We start from the raw sequence: 18614 nt of genomic DNA, 5'->3' as shown, positions 1-18614 counted from the left end.
GTGGAGGCGGTGCGGGGCGGCCGCGCAAGACGCGCAGCGAGGCGGCGCGCCCGGGGGACAGGATCGTGCGCGCGCGGGCAAGCGGGGTGCCGGAGCGCCGGCGGCGGCGCGGGGGAGCGCCCGTGCAGGAGTGCCAGAGCACCCGTGCTGAGTGCCTGGAGCAGCCCGGATCCGCCGCCCTAGCGTGAGAGCACATTCCGAAGGAGGACAGATGACCGGCACTTACGAGCACCTCATCGTGCGGCACATGGGGGACGTCAGCGACGACCTCGTCAACGAGGGGGCGATCGCCACGGGCGAGCCCCGGCCGGCGCACATCGGCGACGCGTTCGCGCTCATGCGGGCCGAGGACGTGCCCGGGGCGAGGATCCACATGACGTACTCGTGGATCCACCCCACTGACGAGGGCAGCCACTGGGTCAACGAGCACGAGCACGACTACGACGAGGTGCTGGTGTTCCTCGGCAGCGACCCGGAGAACCCGCACGACCTGGGCGGCGAGGCCTACCTGTGGATCGGCGGCGAGAAGTACACGATCGACACCTCCGGCGCGGTCTACATCCCCGCAGGGGTGCGGCACTGCCCGCTCGACTGGGGAACGGTGACCCGGCCGATCCGCTTCAACGCGATCTCGCTGTCCAGCGACGGCAGCTACTCGTCCGACGAGAACGTCCCGCAGGCCTGAGCATCATGGGCGCTTATGACGACCTGTTCATCGTCGACATGAACGTCGTTGCCGACGACATGGTGAACGAGGGGGAGGCGGGCGGCGAGACGCTGCCGCCGAACCTCAGCGTGCCGTACGGCATCATGCGTCAGCTCGACGTGCCGGCCTCGACCGTCTTCGGGGCCTACAGCTGGGTGATGCCGATCGGCGAGGAGACCTTCTGGGTGCACGAGCACGTGCACGACGACTTCGACGAGATCCTCGTGTGGATGGGCAACGACCCGGAGAATCCCGGCGAGCTCGGCGGCGACCTGTACATGACGATCGAGGGGGAGCGCCACCTGGTGTCCACCACCGGCGCCGTCTACATCCCGAAGGGCACCTACCACTGCCCGCTCGGCTTCGAGAGGGTCGACCGGCCGTTCACGTTCATCGCGATCACGCTGAGCCCGGACTACGCCTCGCATCGCCGCGCGGACGAGGACGCGAGGGCCGGCGCCTGACCGCGGGCCGTGCGGCGGATCCAGCTCCGTCGCACGGTGCGCGTCCCCCGGTCGCCGCGTCGCCCGGAAACATCGGCGCCCGCGGCGCCGCACCGCATCAGGCCCGCGATCCGGCCCGAAGGATCGCTTCCGCGCGCTCACCGCCGAGCGCGTCAAGCACCGTTCGAAGGAGACACCGTGTCCGCATCCCCATCCCGCTCCCGTCGCCTCGCCCGCCGTCTCGGGGCCGGCCTCACCGCCGCGGTCGTCGTCGCCGCGCTCGCCGCCTGCTCCTCCCCGGGATCCGGCGCTGGACCCTCCGGCGCCGCCGGATCCGGGACCGGCACGCTGAACCTCGGCCTGGTCGGCAGCGTCAACGACACGCTGTTCCCGTACGTCGCGCAGAGCACCGCGGGCGAGGGCGCGATCTGGCTGAACACCCTCGACACGCTGACCCGCCTCGACGACAAGGGCGTGCTGCAGATGGGGCTCGCGGAGTCGTTCACCCCGAACGCCGACAACACCGTGTGGACCGTCAAGCTGCGCCCGGACGTCGCGCTGCACAGCGGCGCGACCTTCGGCGCAGACGACGTGATCTTCAGCATCAGGAAGATGTTCGAGCTCAAGGACTCGTTCGGCGCGATCACGCAGATCTCGTCCTTCGTGTCGCCGGACGAGGTCAAGAAGATCGACGACCTCACGGTGGAGTTCACGCTCAGCAAGCCGTACGGGATCTTCCCGAGCGCCTGGGCGTACGAGCAGCTCGCCATGATCGGCAAGACCTCGACCGAGAAGAAGGTCGACGGCACCGGGCCGTTCACCGTCGGATCCTTCGAGCCGAACCAGCAGGCGAGCCTGACCCGCTTCGACGACTACTGGGGCGAGAAGCCCGGCTTCGACAAGCTCGAGGTGTACTTCTTCGCCGATCAGCAGGCGATCGTGAACGCGCTGCAGGGCGGCCAGATCGACCTGACCTCGGCGGTGCCGCTGTCGAACGTCGACGCGCTCAAGGCGGCGGGCATCCAGTTCCTGGAGAGCGACAGCGCCACCCATCTCACGCTGGACATGCGCACCGACGTGGCGCCGTTCGACGACCCGCGCGTGCGCCAGGCGCTGCAGCTGATCGTGGACCGCGACGCGGTCGTCGAGACCGCCTACAACGGCTATGCGAAGGTCGGCAACGACGTCGATCTCGCGAGCGGATGCCCGGCCCCCGACCTCCCGCAGCGGAAGCAGGACCTGCAGAAGGCCAAGCAGCTGCTCGCCGAGGCCGGCAAGCCGGACCTGACCGTCGACCTCGTCACGGACGGGGCGTTCCAGGGCATGACCGAGGTCGCCCAGCTCATCAACCAGGACGCGGCGCAGATCGGCGTGACCGTGAACGTCAAGACGATGGACACCGGATCCCTGCTGGACAAGTGGCTGCAGTGGCCGTTCGTCGTCAACCTGGTCGGATCGTCCTACCTGACGAGCATGCCGGGGCACCTGCTCCCGGACGGGCAGGACAACGCCTCGCACTGGAACAACGCCGACTTCGCGAACCTCGCCACCGAGCTGTTCAACACCACCGACGCGAGCGCGCAGTGCGCCGTGATCGCGAAGCTGCAGGCCGTGCAGTACGCGGACTCGCCGTCGATCATCCCCGCCCTGCCGAAGGACCTGACCCCGCACTCCGCCCGGGTCAAGGGCCTGCACACCGACCCCTACGGGCACACGTCGGAGTCTTTCGCCGGCGTCACGGTCACGGACTGAGCAGGACGGGCCGGTGACGACGACCATGAGCACGACCGAGCTGCTGGCGACGCTGCCGGCCCGTCCCCGCCGCCCGCTGGCGTGGGTCGGGCCGGCGGCCGGCAAGCTGGTCCAGGCGGTGGTGACGCTGCTGCTGGTGGCGGTGTGCGTCTTCTTCGCGACGCAGATCATGCCCGGCAACGCCGCCACGGTGCTGCTCGGCACGCACGCCACCCCCGAGCGGGTGCACGCGCTGTCGCAGCAGCTGGGCCTGAACGACCCGGTGCTCGTGCAGTTCAGCCGCTGGTTCGGCGGCGTGCTGCACGGCGACTTCGGCATGTCGCTGGCCGGCGACCGGCCGGTCGTGCAGATCCTCGCCGCGCCGCTCGGCAACAGCCTGTTCCTCGCCGCCGTCGCGGTGGCGATCATCCTGCCGCTGTCGCTGCTGGTCGGCGTGCTCGCCGCCCGGTACCGCGACGGGTGGTTCGACCGCGTCTTCCTCGGCGGATCCATGGTCGCCAACGCGCTGCCCGACTTCATCATCGGCACGCTTCTGGTCTTCCTGTTCGGCACGACCGTGTTCCGGATCCTCCCCGCCGTCTCGATCATCCCGATCGGCTCGCACCCGTGGGATCAGCCCGCCAAGCTCGTGCTCCCGGTGCTCACGCTCGTGATCGGCGGGGTGATGTACCTCGGCCGGCTCGTGCGCGCGGCGGTGATCGACGTGCTCGGCAGCGAGTACGTCGAGATGGCCGAGCTCAAGGGCGTGGGACGCTGGCGGATCCTGCTGGTGCACGCCCTGCCCAATGCGCTCGCGCCCGCGATCCCGGCCGCGAGCCTGGTCGCCGCGTTCACGGTCGGCGGCGTCGTGGTCACCGAGTACGTCTTCAACTACCCGGGGATGGGCGTGCTGCTGCTGCGCTCGATCGGGGCGCGCGACATCCCCATGATCCAGGCGATCGTGCTGATCATCGCCGCGATCTACTTCGTGTTCAACTTCGTCGCGGATCTGGTCCGCGTGGGCGGGAGGGGCTGACATGGCCATCGAGATCCCGATCGCGGCCGCCGCGGCGGAGGCGGCCGCGGCCGTCGTGCCGCAGCGCCGGGCGCGCCGTGGGCCGCGCCTGCTGCGCTCCGGCCAGGTGCGGGCCGGCCTCGTGCTCATCGTGGCCATGCTGCTCGTGGCGCTGCTCGGCCCGCTCGTGGCGCCGAACGATCCGGCGCGCACGATCGCGCGTCCGTTCGCACCGTCCGGCGCCGGCCTCCCGTTCGGCGCGGACTACCTCGGCCGCGACGTGCTCTCGCGGGTGCTCGCCGGCGGTGTGAACCTGGCCTGGATGGCGCCGAGCGCCGCCCTGCTCGCGGTGCTCCTCGGCGCGCTCGTCGGGGTCGGCGCCGCCTACGCGGGCGGCGCGGTCGACGTGGTGCTGATGCGCTTCATGGACGTGCTGCTGGCCTTCCCCGCGCTGCTGTTCACCCTGCTGTTCGTCTCGGTGATCGGGCCGGAGCCGTGGCTGCTGGTCGCGCTCGTCGCGATCGGGCTCACCCCGGGCGTCTCCCGCGTGCTGCGGGGAGCCGCGATCCCGCTCGTCGATCGCGAGTTCGTGCGCTGGTCGCGGGCGACGGGAGTGCCGACCCGGCACATCCTGGCGCGCGAGATCGTGCCCAACCTCGTCTCGCCGCTCATGGTCGAGCTCGGCATGCGCCTGATGTGGGCGGTCGGGATCCTCGCCTCGATGAGCTTCATCGGCTACGGGATCCAGCCGCCGACCCCCGACTGGGGTCTCATGATCAGCGAGAACCGCAACGGGCTCGCAGGCCAGCCGTGGGCGGTCGTCGCGCCCGTGCTCTGCGTGGTGCTGTTCACGGTCGGCGGCAACCTCATCGCCGAAGGCGCCGCCCGCGTCGTGGCGCGCACGGAAGGAGCCGCGCGATGAGCGCACTCGTGGTGCAGGACCTCCGGGTCGAGCTCTCCGACGGCAGTCGTCTCGTCGACGACGCCTCGCTGCGGGTCGAGCCGGGCCGGGTGCTCGGCGTCGTCGGCGAGTCCGGCTCGGGCAAGAGCACGCTCTCGCTTGCCCTGCTCGGGCATGCGCGTCCCGGCGCCCGGATCACGGGCGGCTCGGTGCGGATCGGCGACGTGGACATGCTCGCGCTCGGCGACCGCGAGCGCCGCCGTGCCCGCGGCGGTCTCATCGCCTACGTGCCGCAGGATCCGGCCGCGGCCCTCAACCCGGCGCTGTCACTGCGCACCCAGCTCGAGGAGGCGATCACCGCCGGTGCCGAGGAGCGTCGGGAGCGCATCGCGGAGGTGCTCCGGGCCGTGGACCTGCCCGCCGACGCGGCGTTCCTGAAGCGCCGGCCGGGGCAGCTGTCCGGCGGGCAGAAGCAGCGGGTCGGCATCGCGATGGCGATCGTGGGCCGGCCCGACGTGCTCGTGCTCGACGAGCCGACCACCGGCCTCGACGTCACGACCCAGGCGAAGGTGCTCGCCCTCGTCGCCGAGCTGTGCCGCAGCCGGGACATGGCCGCGGTGTACATCTCGCACGACCTGGCGGTGATCGCCGACGTGGCGGACGAGGTCGCGGTGATGTACGCCGGGCAGGTCGTCGAGACCGGACCCGCGGCGCGGCTCGTGCTCGCGCCGCGGCACCCCTACACCCGCGCCCTGCTCGGGTCGGTGCCGGACAGCCGGGTGCGCCTGCGGCTGCAGGCGATCCCGGGCCGCGCGCCGGCCCCCGCCCCTCCCCGGCAGAGCTGCCGGTTCGCGGATCGCTGCGGCTTCGCGACCGACGCCTGCCGCAGCGCGGCGCCGCGGCTCGTCGCCCTCGACGCCCCCGGCGGGCGCACGGCCGTGCGCTGCCTGCGCGCCGAGGAGCTCGGCGCCGCCGGGACCGTGCGCGTCGCGGCGCCGCGTGCCGAGGCTGCGCCCGGGGATGCCGCGCTGCTGGCCGTACGCGGCCTCACCGCCGCGTACGGGCGCCGCGCCGTGCTCTTCGAGGTGGACCTGCGGGTGCGCCCCGGCGAGTGCGTCGCCGTCGTGGGGGAGTCCGGATCGGGCAAGAGCACGCTGTCGCAGTGCATCGCCGGCCTCCAGGAGCGCACCGGCGGAGAGGTGCTGCTGGACGGCGCCGCCCTCGCTCCCGCGGCGCGACGGCGCGACGCCCTGCAGCGGCGCGAGGTGCAGTACGTGTTCCAGAACCCGTACGCCTCGCTCAACCCGAGGGCCACGGTGGGCCGGAGCATCGGCGTGCCGTTGCGGTACTTTGCCGGGCTCGGCGCCCGAGCCCGGCGCGGCAGGGTCGCCGAGCTGCTGGAGCGGGTCGAGCTGCCGGCGGCGGTCGCCGACCGCTACCCCGGGGAGCTCTCCGGCGGGCAGCGCCAGCGCGTGGCCATCGCCCGCGCCCTCGCGAGCGATCCGAGGCTGCTGATCTGCGACGAGGTGACCTCCGCGCTCGATGTCAGCGTGCAGGCCGCGATCGTCGAGCTGCTGCGCGGCCTGCAGGCCGACGGGCTCAGCATGCTCTTCGTCACGCACAACTTCGCCGTGGTGCGCAGCCTCGCCGACTCGGTGACCGTGCTGCGCGGCGGCACGGTCGTGGAACAGGGAGCGACGGATCGCGTGCTCGACCACCCGGAGCACGAGTACACCGCGGCGCTGCTCGCCGACGTGCTCGATGTGCCGCTCGCCGCTGCGGGCTGAGACGCAGGACTTCCGGATCCGATCGGCGCCAGCGGATCGGATCCGGAGGAGGAAGACCCGACCAGGAGAAGGAGAACAGCATGGGTGCGCACGACAGGCTCTTCGTGAAGGAGCTGTGGGACAGCAGCGAGTCGTTCACGTACGAGGGCGACGCGGTACGGGACAAGGCCGACGTGCCCCCGAACCTCGGGCATCCGTACGGCCTGATGCGACCGGCGGAGGTACCGGAGTCGCAGGTGCACATGGGCTACTGCTGGATCACCCCCAGCGACGAGGCCGCGACCTGGGTGCATCCGCACGTGCACCGCGACCACGACGAGGTGCTCATCTGGATGGGGAACGACCCCGAGAACCCCAAGGATCTCGGCGCACGGCTCGTGATGGAGATCGACGGCGAGCGGCACGTGCTCACCACGACGGGGTCCGTTTTCATCCCGCGCGGCACCGTGCACTGCCCGCTGGGCTGGGAGAGCGTCGAGCGCCCGTTCCGGTTCATCTCGCTGTTCCTCGGGCCCGAGTACGAGGCCGACGACGAGTGAGCCGCGCGGGCCGATCGTGACCGAGGCGGCTCAGACCGCGAGCACCGCGGGACGGCGCTGCCACTCGGTCACGATCGGCCGGTAGCCCATGCGCGACCAGAACGGCCCAGAGCGGGGGTTGGCGACCGCGTAGCTGAGCAGCGTGTACGGGGACCCGGATGCGTCGAGCAGCGCATGCGCGATCTCGCAGAACGCCGCACCGGTGCCGGAGCCGCGCTCGGACTCGTCGAGGTACATCACCACGAGGTACTGGCCGCCCGAGGCGGCGAGGGCCAGGGTGCCCGGCTCGGGCGATGCCGCGTCGGGCATGACGTGCACGAAGCCGGTGATCCCGCCCGGGCGCTCCAGCACCCAGGTGGTGTCGGGAGCCGCGCGCAGCCGGCTGCGGTAGGCCTCGGCGAACATGCCGGCCGCACCCGGGCGCTCCGTCACGCTCGCGAAGTGCGCGTCGAGGGCGAGCAGCCGCGCATCGAGGGCGCCCAGCGCCGGCGCGTCGTCGACGGTCGCGATGCGCACCCGGCCGCCGTCGAGCGCGATCGGCAGGACGGGAGCTGCGGCCGCGGTCCCGCGGGGCCGCGGCCGCACGGCCCTGATGCCGTTGGGCGAGAAGCCGCGCTCGGTCAGCGCCCGTACCAGCGCGATGTCCCGCGAGGGCACGTTCACCCGGGCCGAGCTGTCCGCGTCTCCCGGGCGCTCCCGCTCGGCGAGGTCCTGCAGCCACCGATCCAGGATCCGGCCGAGTGCGGGGGCCGGATCCTGGCCCGCGACCCGCAGATCGAGCTCGTGACGGCGCAGGGCGCCCCAGACCGCGTCGGGGGACGCGGCGTCGAACGCGGCGAAGCGGGCCACGCCGGCGGCTGCGCCCCGCTCGTCGACGGCCTCGAGGTAGGCGGGATCGGCGGCGTCCAGGGCCGGGGCATCGGCGAGCAGCGGATCGAAGCGGCGCTGCCGGGCGTTGTGTCCGGTCGTGATGTCCATGCGCGGATCCTCTCGGCGTCGAGTCGCTCCCAGCCTAGGAACGCCGCTGCCGGAGCAGTTGACCCACCGTGCGGCGCCGTTGCGCACCGCCGCACGCCTGCGGGACGGGGCGGCGGTGCGGCCGGGGCGCGGATCCGGGCCGGGGCACGGCAGAATGGATCCATGACGGATGCGGCGATCGAGCGCGAAGTGCTCACGTGGGACGGTTTCGGCGAGGCGATGCGGGATCTGGCCCGCAACATCCTCGACTCGGGGTTCGAGACCGAGGTGGTCGTCGCGATCGCCCGCGGCGGGCTGCTGCCGGCCGGCGCCATCGCGTACGGCCTCGGCGCGAAGAACTGCGGCGCGATCAACGTCGAGTTCTACACGGGCATCGGCACGGTGCTCGACGCCCCCGAGGTGCTGCCTCCGGCCCTCGACATGGACTACCTGAACGGCCGCCGCGTGCTCCTCGTCGACGACGTCGCCGACTCGGGCCGCACGCTCGCCCTCGCGGTCCAGCTGCTCAAGGACAAGGGCGCCGACGTGCGCTCGGTCACGATCTACACCAAGCCCACCACGATCATCCAGCCCGACTACGCCTGGAAGGACACCGATCGCTGGATCGACTTCCCGTGGTCGGCGAAGGGCACGGTACGCGAAGAGGACCTGGGCCTGCCGCCCACGGCCTGATCCCTCGAGTCGTCCCCCTGAGCACGAGCCAGAGGCCGTGCTCAGGGGGACGACTCGGTTGTGGGGTCGTCTGGGGGTGCGATCGGGGGCGGCCAGGTGGTGGCGCCGAGCTCGCGGGAGATGTTGCGCGCCGTGTCGCGCAGGGCGTGCAGCGCGGCGTCGGGGGCGGGCCCCTCGGCCGTGGGGAACACGATCGCCACGGCGGCGACGATGTCGCCGCGCGCGTCCGCGACCGGCGATGCCAGCGAGGACTCGCCCAGCACGGCCTCATCCGTCTCGGTCGCGAAGCCGTGCTCCGCGATCCCGGGAAGGGTCGCGGCCAGCACCGCCGGGTCGGTGACGGTGTCGCCGGTGAGGCTCGCGAGCGGCTCGGCGAACACCGCGCTCTGCAGGCCCAGATCGTGCGCGAGCAGCACCTTGCCCATCGCCGAGGCGTGCGCGGGCAGGGCGACACCGGTCTCCAGCATCTGCGGGCTGTCGTCGGGGCGCAGCGTGTGGTGGACCACGAGCACCTCGGTGAAGTGCGGGACGCCCAGGCGCACGGCCATGCCGGTGCGGCGCGCGAGCTCCTGTGTCCAGCGCAGCGACCGCGCCCGTACGTCGAGCGAGTCGAGGTAGACGCTCGAGAGCTTGAGCAGCGTCGGGCCCAGCATGTACCGCTGGCCGCCGCGCTCCTTCGCGACGAGGCCGTGCTCGCGCAACGACGACACGATCCCGTGCACCGTCGAGGGCGGCAGCTGCAGCGCGGTCGCGAGGTCGGTGATGCCGAGGTGGCGCGAGCCCTGCAGCAGCTCGAGCACCTTCGCGGCGCGATCGATCGCCTGGATCATCGGTGCGGCTCCTCCTCGACGGCTGTGGCGACGGCGGCGCGATTCGGCCGGCGGATCCTTGACAATCCGACATCCTCATCGCATATTCGACATTAACGAAAAGTATTCCGATTCTGGAGTGCGGTCGTGCGGCACGCAAGGGGTTTCCCGACCCGGCCGCCGCCGCAGGAGGACGGAGTGCGGATCGGACACGGATCCACCCGTCCGGTGCCACCGGGCGGTGACGGCGCCGATTGCACGGCAACGGTGCTGCGTGAACTGCAACGAGGAGGTCGCAGGATGAAGAAGCTCATCAACGCCCCGGAGGACGTGCTCGCAGAGTCGCTGCGAGGGCTCGCGCTCTCGCATCCGGAGCTCGAGGTCGATCTGGCGAACCGCGTGATCCTGCGCGCGACGCCGAAGGCGCAGGGCAAGGTCGGTCTGCTCAGCGGAGGCGGATCGGGCCATGAACCGCTGCACGGCGGCTTCGTCGGCACCGGCATGCTCGACGCCGCCTGCGCGGGAGAGGTGTTCACCTCGCCCACCCCCGACCAGATGCAGGTGGCGACGAAGGCGATCGACCGCGGCGCCGGCGTGCTGCACATCGTGAAGAACTACACGGGCGACGTCATGAACTTCGAGATGGGCGCCGAGCTGGCGGCGATGGACGGCATCGAGGTGCGCTCGGTCGTGGTGGACGACGACGTCGCGGTGCAGGACTCGCTCTACACGGCGGGCCGTCGCGGTGTGGGGCTCACCGTGCTGCTCGAGAAGATCGTCGGGGCCGCCGCCGAGGAGGGGCAGGACCTCGCCGCCGTCGCCGATCTCGCCGCGCGCGTGAACGGGCAGGGGCGGTCGATGGGCATGGCCCTGACGAGCTGCACGGTGCCCTCAGCGGGCAAGCCGACGTTCGACCTTCCCGACGACCAGATGGAGATCGGGATCGGCATCCACGGCGAGCCGGGCCGGCACCGCGTGCCGCTCGCCCCCGCGAAGGACATCGCCGCCCAGCTCGTCGAGCCGATCCTCGCCGACCGGGACTTCACCGGATCCCCGGCGATCGTGATGCTCAACGGCATGGGCGGCTCGCCGCTCATCGAGCTCTACCTCATGTACGGCGAGGTGGCCGCCCTGCTGGAGAAGGCCGGCGTGACCGTCGCCCGCAATCTGGTCGGCAACTACATCACCTCCCTCGACATGGCCGGCTGCTCCGTGACCGTGCTCGGCGCCGACGACGAGCTCATCCGGCTGTGGGACGCGCCGGTCGTGACCCCCGGCCTGCGCTGGGGCGCCTGACCCTCATCCGCTGACGCGCTCCCGAACGAAGGAGATCACCTGCATGTCGAACACCATCCCGCTCACCGTCCTCGTCGACTGGCTCGACCGCTTCCGCGACGCGGTCGTGGCCCAGCGCGACTGGCTCACCGAGCTCGACTCCGCGATCGGCGACGCCGACCACGGCGCCAACATGGCGCGCGGCATGACCGCGGCGGCGGAGAAGGCGGCGCAGACGGCGCCCACGACCGCGGACGAGCTCTTCAAGACCGTGGGGATGACCCTCGTTTCGACCGTCGGCGGCGCCAGCGGTCCGCTCTACGGCACGTTCTTCCTGCGTCTGGGGGCGACGCTCGGCGCCGTGTCGGAGGTGGAGCCGGCGTCGCTCGCGGCGGGACTCCGCGCGGGCCTGGAGGGCATCGTGGCACGCGGCAAGGCGGAGGCGGGGGACAAGACGCTGTTCGACGCGGCGGCCCCGGCGATCGACGCGATGGATCGGGCGCTGGCCGCAGGAGACTCGGCCGCGGCGGCTGCCGCGGCTGCGGCGACGGCGGCCGCCGCGGGCCGCGACGCGACGATCGACCTCGTCGCCCGCAAGGGCAGGGCCAGCTATCTCGGGGAGCGCAGCGCCGGGCACATGGATCCGGGGTCGGCGTCGATGACCCTGCTGTTCGAGACGCTGGCCGCGGCCCTCGCCGGGTGATCGAGGCCGGCGGGGGAGGGATGCGCTGATGGGGATCGGGATCGTCGCCGTATCGCACAGCCTGCGCCTGGCTGAGGCGGCGAGAGAGCTGGCCGTGCAGATGGTGCCCGGTGGTGCGGTGGCCGTCGAGCTGGCCGCGGGAGCGGGCGAGGACGCCGATGGCTCGCCCATCCTGGGCACCGACGCGACGCGCGTGGCCGGTGCGATCGATCGGCTGGCCGCGTCCTGCGACGGCGTGCTGGTGCTGATGGATCTGGGATCCGCCGTGATGAGCGCCGAGTTCGCGCTCGAGCTGCGGTCCAGTGATGTACCCGTGCGGCTCGCCTCCGCCCCGTTCGTGGAGGGGCTGCTCGCGGCGGTCGTGACCGCGGCGCAGGGGGCGTCGCTGGACGAGGTCGCCGGGGAGGCGGACGACGCGCTGGTCGCCAAGGCGGCGCAGCTGCAGGACGAGCCGCAGGCTCCGGCCGGGTCGGGGGGCCCCGAGCGCGAGGGGAGCACGCCCGAGGCGGGCGGGCTCGACGCGAGCGCGCCGGCGTCTGCGGTCTCGCGGCCCGAGGGGGCCGTGGTGCGCGTCGTCCCGGTGCGCAACCCCGCCGGGATGCACGCGCGTCCGGCCGCCATGATCGCCCAGGCGGCGGGGAACTCCGGGCTGCTGCTGCGGCTGCTGCCCGACGGAGATCCCGTCCCGGCATCGAGCATGATGCGCCTGCTGGCCTTCGGGGCGCGGCGCGGGGACGAAGTCGAGCTCGTCGGATCCCCGGGTGCGGTCGAGCGCGTCGCCGCGCTGTTCGACGACGGCTTCGGCGAGATGGACGGCGCGCCGGAGCCGGCCGTGTCCGTTCTTCCCCTTCCGCGGCCGTCGAGCGAGGACGCGCGGAGCGCGACCGAGACGAGATCTTCTCCGGGGCCGTCGAGCGAGGACGCGCGGAGCGGGACGGAGACGAGATCTTCTCCGGGGCCGTCGAGCGAGGACGCGCGGAGCGCGACCGAGACGAAACGCGGTGATCTCGCGGGGGACGGCGTTTCGTCTCGCTCCGGCTCCGCCGGCGCTCGCTCAACGACCCCGGAGGGGAGCGCTCGGGTGGTCCCGGAGGAGGGTGCGCCGGGGATCCTCCGCGGGCTCGGCGTGAGTCCGGGGCGCGCGATCGGCCCGGTCGCGCAGCTCGGCGCGGCGATCGCGGAACCGGGTGCGGCAGAAAGACTGCCCGACGATGAGCGGGAGGCGCAGGCGGCGCGGATCCCTTCCGCGGCCGCGGACGTCGCCGCCGCTCTGCGGGCTGCCGCCGCCCATGCCGACGGCGAGGCGGCGCAGATCCTCGAGGCGACCGCGCTGCTGGCGGCGGATCCCGAGCTCGCGAGCGCGTCCGCGGCGCGCGTCAGGACCGACGGGGTGCCCCCGGCCCGTGCGGTGTGGGACGAGGCCGAGGCGCAGTCGGCCGTGCTGCGCGGGCTCGGCGGACGCATGGCCGAGCGCGTCGCGGACCTGCACAGCGTGCGCGATCGCATCGTCGCGCGGCTCACGGGTCACGAGATCCCGGGGATCCCTGACCGCGCCGACCCGTTCGTCCTCGTCGCCCGGGATCTCGCCCCCGCCGAGACCGCCGCGCTCGGGCGCAGCGCGTGCGTCGCGCTCGTCACGGAGGAGGGCGGCCCCACCTCGCACACGGCGATCCTGGCGCGGGCGCTGGGTATCCCCGCCGTGGTCGCCGCCGCGGGCGCGACGCGGATCGCCGCGGGGACCATCGTGCTCGTCGACGGCGAGGCGGGAACGGTGCTGCCGGACCCGTCCCCGGCGCAGCGCGGGGCCGTCGTGGACGAGGAGGCGCCGACGTTCGACGGCGCCGGCGCGCTCGCCGACGGGACGCGCCTTCCCCTGCTGGCCAACGTCGGCGGCGCCGCCGACGCCCGCGCCGCGGCCGAGGCGCATGCGGAGGGGATCGGGTTGTTCCGCACCGAGTTCTGCTTCCTGGATCGTGCCGCAGAGCCGACCGTCGCCGAGCAGGTCGACGCGTACCGCGGGGTGCTGGCGCCGTTCGCCGGACGGAAGGTCGTGGTGCGCACGCTCGATGCCGGGTCCGACAAGCCGCTCCCGTTCGCGACCGCCGCGGACGAGGAGAACCCGGCCCTCGGCGTGCGCGGGCTGAGGACGGCGTGGGCGCACCCCGCCCTGCTGGCTCATCAGCTCACGGCCATCGCGGAGGCCGCGGCCGCGGAACGCGCCGAGGTCGAGGTGATGGCGCCGATGGTCGCCACGGTCGATGAGGCCCGCGATTTCGTCGCGGCCTGCCGGGCGGCCGGGATCGCACGGGCGGGCATCATGATCGAGACCCCCTCCGCGGCGCTGCTCGCGGCCGAGCTGCTCGCCGTGGTCGACTTCGTGAGTCTCGGCACCAACGACCTCACGCAGTACACGATGGCCGCCGACCGGCTGTCGGCGGCGCTCGGTGCGCTCAACGATCCCTGGCAGCCGGCGGTGCTGCGCCTCATCGGCACGGTGGGAGCCGCGGGTCGCGCCCTGGGCAAGCCGGTCGGGGTGTGCGGCGAGGCCGGGGGCGATCCGGCGATCGCCCCCGTGCTCGTCGGCCTCGGCGTCACGAGCCTGTCGATGACCGCGCGCTCGCTCGCGCGCGTGGCGGCGCGGCTGCGGACGGTGACGGCCGAGGACTGCGCGCGCGCCGCGACGGCGGCGCTCGGGGCGGGCACCGCCGCCGAGTCGCGCGCCGCCGCGGCTGCGGCGCTCACGCCGCGCTGAGCACGGCCCCCTCGCCCGACGCGGTGGAGCGCGCGACGGGGGCGCCCAGCTCGGCGGTCGGCGTGCGGAACGTCTCCCGCAGCCCCAGGGCGCACAGCGCGAGGATCAGGCACGCCGCCGCCGAGTACAGGCCCACGCCGATCGGATTGCCGCCGAAGGCGATGAACATCGCCGTGGCGACGGTCGCGGCCGTGCCGCCGCCGATCGCGGCGCCCGTCTGGTAGGTCACCGAGATCGCCGAGTAGCGCGACTCCTTCGAGAACTGCTCGCCGAGGAAGGCGGGGATCGTGCTCTGCGGCATCGCCATGAAGACGTTCACGCCGATGTAGCCGAGCACCACGAGGAACATGACGTGCCCCTCCGCCATCGGGAAGAACGCGAAGAAGAACGCGCCGTAGACGAGCGCGCCCCAGCCGACGAGCTTCTTGCGGCCGATCCGGTCGGACAGCAGGCCCAGGAAGGGGACCGCGATCATGAAGGCGGCGGATCCGACCAGCTGCAGCACGAGCGACTCGGTCGAGGTGTAGCCGATCTGCTCGGCGTAAGTGATGGTGAAGATAGATCCGATGTACGCGATCGTGTTGTAGCCGAACGAGACGCCGATGGCGAGCAGGATCGCACGCGGGTGCTGACGGATCGCGGCGAAGAGCGGCACCTTCGGCGCCTTCTCGACGGCGATGGTCTCCTGAGGCATGCGCAGGCGGGCGATCAGGCCGATGATCACGAGCGCCCCGCCGAGCCAGAACGGGATCCGCCAGCCCCAGGCCAGCAGCTGCGGTTCGGGGAAGATCGAGATCGCGAGGAACACCAGGGTGCCCAGCAGCGAGCCGATGCCGATGCCGGTGCTCGTGAAGCTGCCCCAGAGGCCGCGGCGGTTCTCGGGAGCGTTCTCGATGCCGAACAGCGATGCGCCGCCCCACTCGCCGCCCGCGGCGAAGCCCTGGATGAGGCGCAGCGCGACGAGGAGGATCGGCGCCAGCGCGCCGACGGCGGCGTAGGTCGGCAGGCAGCCGATGAGGAAGGTGCTCGAGCCCATCACGAGCAGGGTGAGCACCAGCATGGACTTGCGGCCGACGCGGTCGCCGAAATGGCCGATCACGATGCCGCCGAGCGGGCGGGCGACGAAGCCCACGCCGAAGGCCGCGAAGGCGATCAGGGTGCCGGTGAGGTGGTCGACCGAGGGGAAGAACAGCGTCGGGAAGACCAGCGCCGCGGCGAAGCCGTAGATGATGAAGTCGTAGAACTCCAGCGCGGTGCCGAAGCCGGAGATGAAGAAGGTGCGCATCGCCGTCGCGGCGTGCTGCGCGAGGGCTCGGGTGTCGAGGGAAGCCATGATCGTCCTTGAGGATGGGGTCTAGAAGCGGGTCATGCCGTGACGGGCGGCGTCGGCGGGGGTGCCGGGGTGGACGTCGAGGTGGAGGGAATCGGCATCGATGCCGATCGTGAGGAGCGTCTCCCACTGCTCATGGGAGGGCTTGTCGAGCTCGGGACGCATGCACACGGCCGCGTCGTGTCCGTCGCCGCCGCACATCGCGGCGGCGCGCTCGAGGGGGTCGAGGCCGGTCATGCCGGAGCGCACGGCGGCGAGGTGCGCGTAGCGCTCGGCCGTGGTCGAGTCGGCGGGCATGGTGTCGCCCGCCGCGAGGCCCTCATCGAGGAAGTGGTTGGTGTGCAGCAGCCAGCCGTCGCCGGCGGGGGCCACGACCGCGACGCCCGCGGGGGAGACCTCGATGGAGGCCGCCCGCGGCGCGCGGCGGTCGTCGCCGCGCTCGGTCACCGTGAACACCGTGGAGGCGCTCACGGCCGCCGAGGAGGCGAGGGCGATCGCGTCGTCGACGGAATCGGCCTCGTCGATGATGCGACGGGCGATCGCGTGCACGGGCACGCCCCCCGCCGCGGAGTCCTGCCGGTGGCTGAGGATGTTGAAGTGCAGGCCGAGACCCGCGCTGTTTGCGCCGATCTTCGCCGCCGTGCCGAACTCGGTGAACAGCTTGGCGCGCCGTCCCGCTGCCGGGGCGTAGTCCAGGAGCAGACCGAACGGCACCAGCGCCGCATGCCAGTCCCAGGTCTGGATGGTCTCGGCCGCGCCCGTCGCGGGGACGTGCACCGCGGTGGAGCACTCGCCCTCGCGCTGCGGCTCGGCGGCGGCGAGGATCTCGGTGCGTGCGCCGACCGCCGCGACGAGGAGGCGGTCGACGCCTGCGGCATCGGCCATCGCGTCGGACTCCTCGGCGAGCGGGGCGTGCCAGCCGCGCAGCAGGTCGTGGCTGCGGCGCGCGATCTCATCGGCGCGGTCGAGGTCGATGCCCAGCGCGGCGAAGTGCGCACGGTACAGCTCGGCGCTGCGCCGGACGGCGTCGGGGTGCGCGCCGCCGATCTGCCGCCCGCGCTCGCGGGGGTCGGTGGTGCTGCTGGTGAGCGTGAGAAGCCGCATCGGTCTCCAATGTCCATGCTGTGCGGTGCGCGGGGCCGTCTTCGGCCGCCGGCGGGTGCTACCGCAGCACGTTAGGTACGTAAAACGTTTTATGCAAGGCCATTGCGCCTTGCGAGGCGGTTCCGCATCGCGGGTCGGGTTCGCGTAGCATCCGAGCATGGTCCACGGGCACGGCATCACGATCCGCGACGTCGCCCGTCGCGCCGGCGTCTCGATCACCGCCGTCTCGCACGCGCTCAACGGCAAGGGCACCCTCTCCGAGGCCACGCGCGCGCGGATCGTCGGGGTGGCGGAGGAGCTCGGCTACCAGGCCGACGCGATGGCGCGGGGGCTGCGCAGCTCGTCGATCGGGGCGATCGGCCTGGTCTTCCGCTCGCTCGACGCGCTCGCCGACTACCGGCCCAGCGGAGTGGACGTGTTCATGCGCTTCGCCGGAGAGCTCTCCGCCCAGGCGCTCGCCCGAGGGCTCAGCGTGGTGCTCGTGCCGGATCTCACCCGTACGCCGATCCCGCCGCTGGCGTTCTCCCTGGACGGCTACATCGTGTCCAACCCGCATCGCGACGACGCCGTGGTGGCGCTGCTCGAACGACGGGGCATCCCCTGCGTCGCCCAGGGCAGCGTGCCGGGGCGTCCCGACTTCGTCGACTGGGTGTCGGAGGACGACGCCGGGGCGATGCGGCGCCTGCTGGATCACCTCGGGAGGGCGGGGGCCCGCACGGTCGTGCTCGCGCACGGCACGGATCCGAACTCGTGGAATCTCGACAGCATCGACGAGTACACGGCGTGGTGCGCGGAGCGCGGCGCGGCGCCGCGGCTCATCGCCCAGCCGGAGCGGACCGGGCTCGACGGCGGCGCCGAGATCGCCGCGCGGCTGCTGACCGAAGGCCTGCCCGATGCGCTCGTGTGCATGACGGGGCGGCACGCGGCCGGGGCCGAGCAGGCGCTGCTGGATGCGGGCGTGGCCGTGCCCGGGCAGGTGATGGTCGCGACCGGATCCGACTCCGCACAGGCCCGCAGCGCGCGGCCGGCGATCACGGCGATCGAGATGACGCCGCGGGAGACGGGGATCGCGCTGCTGGACGCCCTGGAGGCGCTGATGGCGGGCCGCCCCGCGGAGACGCCGCGGCGCACCGCGAGCGTGCTGCGCACGCGCGGGTCGACCGCGCGTTCTGTCAGTCGACCGTGACCGCGAAGCCGTCGCCGTCCGCGGTGACCGTCACGTGCGTGAGGTCGGCGACGACGGCGTCGGGGGAGTGCGCGGCAGAGCCGGCCCCCACGCCGATGACCCGCATCCCCGCGGCGCGGGCGGCCTCGATCCCGGCCCCGGAGTCCTCGAAGACGAGGCAGTCGGCCGGGTCGACGCCGAGCCGCCTGGCACCCAGGAGGAAGCCCTCCGGGTCGGGCTTGGAGGCGGAGACGTGCTCCGCGGTGACGGGCCCGGCCGGCACGTCGAGCTCGGCGGCGCCCATGCGCACGCGCATCAGCCGGTCGTCCGCCGACGTGACGATCGCGTGCGGGTACGCGGTCAGGGCCGCCAGCAGACCGGCGGCGCCCGGCACCTCCACGACGCCGTCGACGTCGCCGCTCTCGCGGGCCAGCATCTCGCGGTTCTCCGCGAGGTTCTCCTCGTGCGGGCGATCGGGCAGCATGATCGCCATGCTCTGGTGCCCCTGGCGCCCGTGCACCACGCTGAGGACGAACTCGGGGTCGAGGCCGTGGGGCTGCGCCCAGGCCAGCCACAGGCGCTCGACGACGGCGGTCGAGTCGACGAGGGTGCCGTCCATGTCGAGCAGGGCGGCGCGGGCGCGGAAGGTCTGAGGCATGCTCCCAGGGTATCGGCGGGCAGACGCGGCCGGCTCCGGTCGGCCC

17 protein-coding genes are annotated in these 18614 nt (G+C 73.0%); 12 read left to right on the top strand and 5 right to left on the bottom strand.

From position 1 onward, the window contains the following. Nucleotides 1-211 precede the first annotated feature (211 nt). The 7 genes from J8G10_RS00860 (at nt 212) to J8G10_RS00830 (ending at nt 7122) form a co-directional block, all read left to right on the top strand. Nucleotides 212-685, top strand: a complete 474-nt coding sequence (locus J8G10_RS00860; RefSeq protein WP_251438590.1) for a hypothetical protein — start codon at nt 212-214, stop codon at nt 683-685. A 5-nt stretch (nt 686-690) separates the two neighbouring features. Next, on the top strand, nt 691-1170 hold the full coding sequence (locus J8G10_RS00855) for a hypothetical protein (RefSeq protein WP_251438589.1): 480 nt from the start codon (nt 691-693) through the stop codon (nt 1168-1170). 177 nt (nt 1171-1347) lie between these two features. After that, on the top strand, nt 1348-2901 hold the full coding sequence (locus J8G10_RS00850; protein WP_251438588.1) for an ABC transporter substrate-binding protein: 1554 nt from the start codon (nt 1348-1350) through the stop codon (nt 2899-2901). A 13-nt stretch (nt 2902-2914) separates the two neighbouring features. Beyond that, nucleotides 2915-3916 carry an ABC transporter permease gene (locus J8G10_RS00845; RefSeq protein ID WP_251438587.1) on the top strand — a complete coding sequence of 334 codons (1002 nt, stop codon included), beginning with the start codon at nt 2915-2917 and terminating at the stop codon, nt 3914-3916. A gap of 1 nt (nt 3917) precedes the next feature. Beyond that, nucleotides 3918-4817, top strand: a complete 900-nt coding sequence (locus J8G10_RS00840) for an ABC transporter permease (protein ID WP_251438586.1) — start codon at nt 3918-3920, stop codon at nt 4815-4817. Then, nucleotides 4814-6583, top strand: a complete 1770-nt coding sequence (locus J8G10_RS00835) for an ABC transporter ATP-binding protein (RefSeq protein ID WP_251438585.1) — start codon at nt 4814-4816, stop codon at nt 6581-6583. Before J8G10_RS00840 ends, J8G10_RS00835 begins: the two co-directional genes overlap by 4 nt. An 80-nt stretch (nt 6584-6663) precedes the next feature. Next, the gene (locus J8G10_RS00830) at nt 6664-7122 is read left to right on the top strand and encodes a hypothetical protein (protein ID WP_251438584.1); all 459 of its coding nucleotides are present in this window, start codon (nt 6664-6666) and stop codon (nt 7120-7122) included. 30 nt (nt 7123-7152) lie between these two features. Here J8G10_RS00830 and J8G10_RS00825 read toward each other — a convergent pair whose 3' ends face one another. Beyond that, the gene (locus tag J8G10_RS00825) at nt 7153-8100 is read right to left on the bottom strand and encodes a GNAT family N-acetyltransferase (protein ID WP_251438583.1); all 948 of its coding nucleotides are present in this window, start codon (nt 8098-8100) and stop codon (nt 7153-7155) included. A gap of 162 nt (nt 8101-8262) precedes the next feature. Here J8G10_RS00825 and J8G10_RS00820 point away from each other — a divergent pair, with 162 nt between their 5' ends. Then, a complete protein-coding gene (locus J8G10_RS00820; RefSeq protein ID WP_251438582.1) occupies nt 8263-8772 on the top strand; it encodes a phosphoribosyltransferase in 510 nt (169 codons plus the stop codon). A 41-nt stretch (nt 8773-8813) separates the two neighbouring features. On the opposite strand, the gene J8G10_RS00815 is transcribed toward J8G10_RS00820, so the two are convergent. Beyond that, nucleotides 8814-9602, bottom strand: a complete 789-nt coding sequence (locus J8G10_RS00815; protein ID WP_251438581.1) for an IclR family transcriptional regulator — start codon at nt 9600-9602, stop codon at nt 8814-8816. A 279-nt stretch (nt 9603-9881) separates the two neighbouring features. Between J8G10_RS00815 and dhaK the strand changes: the two genes are divergently transcribed. Genes dhaK through ptsP form a run of 3 tightly spaced genes read left to right on the top strand, consistent with a single transcriptional unit; the run spans nt 9882 to nt 14311 of the window. Next, nucleotides 9882-10877, top strand: coding sequence for a dihydroxyacetone kinase subunit DhaK (dhaK, locus tag J8G10_RS00810; RefSeq protein ID WP_251438580.1), 996 nt, complete (start codon nt 9882-9884; stop codon nt 10875-10877). Between the two features lie 43 nt (nt 10878-10920). Next, complete coding sequence (gene dhaL / locus J8G10_RS00805; protein ID WP_251438579.1) at nt 10921-11559, top strand: dihydroxyacetone kinase subunit DhaL; 639 nt, start codon at nt 10921-10923, stop codon at nt 11557-11559. A 28-nt stretch (nt 11560-11587) separates the two neighbouring features. Continuing rightward, entirely contained in the window at nt 11588-14311 is a 2724-nt protein-coding gene (gene ptsP, locus J8G10_RS00800; protein ID WP_251438578.1) for a phosphoenolpyruvate--protein phosphotransferase, read from the top strand. Here the strand turns inward: ptsP and J8G10_RS00795 are convergent. After that, nucleotides 14298-15644, bottom strand: a complete 1347-nt coding sequence (locus J8G10_RS00795) for an MFS transporter (protein ID WP_251438577.1) — start codon at nt 15642-15644, stop codon at nt 14298-14300. The genes ptsP and J8G10_RS00795 overlap by 14 nt on opposite strands. Nucleotides 15645-15665: 21 nt before the next feature. Next, complete coding sequence (locus J8G10_RS00790; RefSeq protein WP_251438576.1) at nt 15666-16745, bottom strand: C45 family peptidase; 1080 nt, start codon at nt 16743-16745, stop codon at nt 15666-15668. Between the two features lie 157 nt (nt 16746-16902). On the opposite strand from J8G10_RS00790, the gene J8G10_RS00785 reads away from it, so the two are divergent. Beyond that, the gene (locus tag J8G10_RS00785) at nt 16903-17931 is read left to right on the top strand and encodes a LacI family DNA-binding transcriptional regulator (protein WP_251438575.1); all 1029 of its coding nucleotides are present in this window, start codon (nt 16903-16905) and stop codon (nt 17929-17931) included. Here J8G10_RS00785 and J8G10_RS00780 read toward each other — a convergent pair. After that, entirely contained in the window at nt 17918-18568 is a 651-nt protein-coding gene (locus J8G10_RS00780) for an HAD-IA family hydrolase (RefSeq protein ID WP_251438574.1), read from the bottom strand. The genes J8G10_RS00785 and J8G10_RS00780 overlap by 14 nt on opposite strands. Between the last annotated feature and the right edge of the window lie 46 nt (nt 18569-18614).

The sequence above is a fragment of the Microbacterium sp. USTB-Y genome (assembly GCF_023703415.1).
Lineage (GTDB): Bacteria > Actinomycetota > Actinomycetes > Actinomycetales > Microbacteriaceae > Microbacterium.
Note: the sequence above shows the minus strand (reverse complement) of the source record. Positions and strands in the feature narration are given on the sequence as shown.

Coding starts and splice junctions, on each gene's coding strand:
- J8G10_RS00790 (WP_251438576.1), bottom strand. CDS start 16,745: ATGCGGCTTCTCACGCTCACCAGCAGCACCACCGACCCCCGCGAGCGC.
- J8G10_RS00795 (WP_251438577.1), bottom strand. CDS start 15,644: ATGGCTTCCCTCGACACCCGAGCCCTCGCGCAGCACGCCGCGACGGCG.
- J8G10_RS00785 (WP_251438575.1), top strand. CDS start 16,903: ATGGTCCACGGGCACGGCATCACGATCCGCGACGTCGCCCGTCGCGCC.
- J8G10_RS00840 (WP_251438586.1), top strand. CDS start 3,918: ATGGCCATCGAGATCCCGATCGCGGCCGCCGCGGCGGAGGCGGCCGCG.
- J8G10_RS00825 (WP_251438583.1), bottom strand. CDS start 8,100: ATGGACATCACGACCGGACACAACGCCCGGCAGCGCCGCTTCGATCCG.
- dhaL (WP_251438579.1), top strand. CDS start 10,921: ATGTCGAACACCATCCCGCTCACCGTCCTCGTCGACTGGCTCGACCGC.
- J8G10_RS00820 (WP_251438582.1), top strand. CDS start 8,263: ATGACGGATGCGGCGATCGAGCGCGAAGTGCTCACGTGGGACGGTTTC.
- J8G10_RS00815 (WP_251438581.1), bottom strand. CDS start 9,602: ATGATCCAGGCGATCGATCGCGCCGCGAAGGTGCTCGAGCTGCTGCAG.
- J8G10_RS00855 (WP_251438589.1), top strand. CDS start 691: ATGGGCGCTTATGACGACCTGTTCATCGTCGACATGAACGTCGTTGCC.
- dhaK (WP_251438580.1), top strand. CDS start 9,882: ATGAAGAAGCTCATCAACGCCCCGGAGGACGTGCTCGCAGAGTCGCTG.
- J8G10_RS00860 (WP_251438590.1), top strand. CDS start 212: ATGACCGGCACTTACGAGCACCTCATCGTGCGGCACATGGGGGACGTC.
- ptsP (WP_251438578.1), top strand. CDS start 11,588: ATGGGGATCGGGATCGTCGCCGTATCGCACAGCCTGCGCCTGGCTGAG.
- J8G10_RS00835 (WP_251438585.1), top strand. CDS start 4,814: ATGAGCGCACTCGTGGTGCAGGACCTCCGGGTCGAGCTCTCCGACGGC.
- J8G10_RS00830 (WP_251438584.1), top strand. CDS start 6,664: ATGGGTGCGCACGACAGGCTCTTCGTGAAGGAGCTGTGGGACAGCAGC.
- J8G10_RS00780 (WP_251438574.1), bottom strand. CDS start 18,568: ATGCCTCAGACCTTCCGCGCCCGCGCCGCCCTGCTCGACATGGACGGC.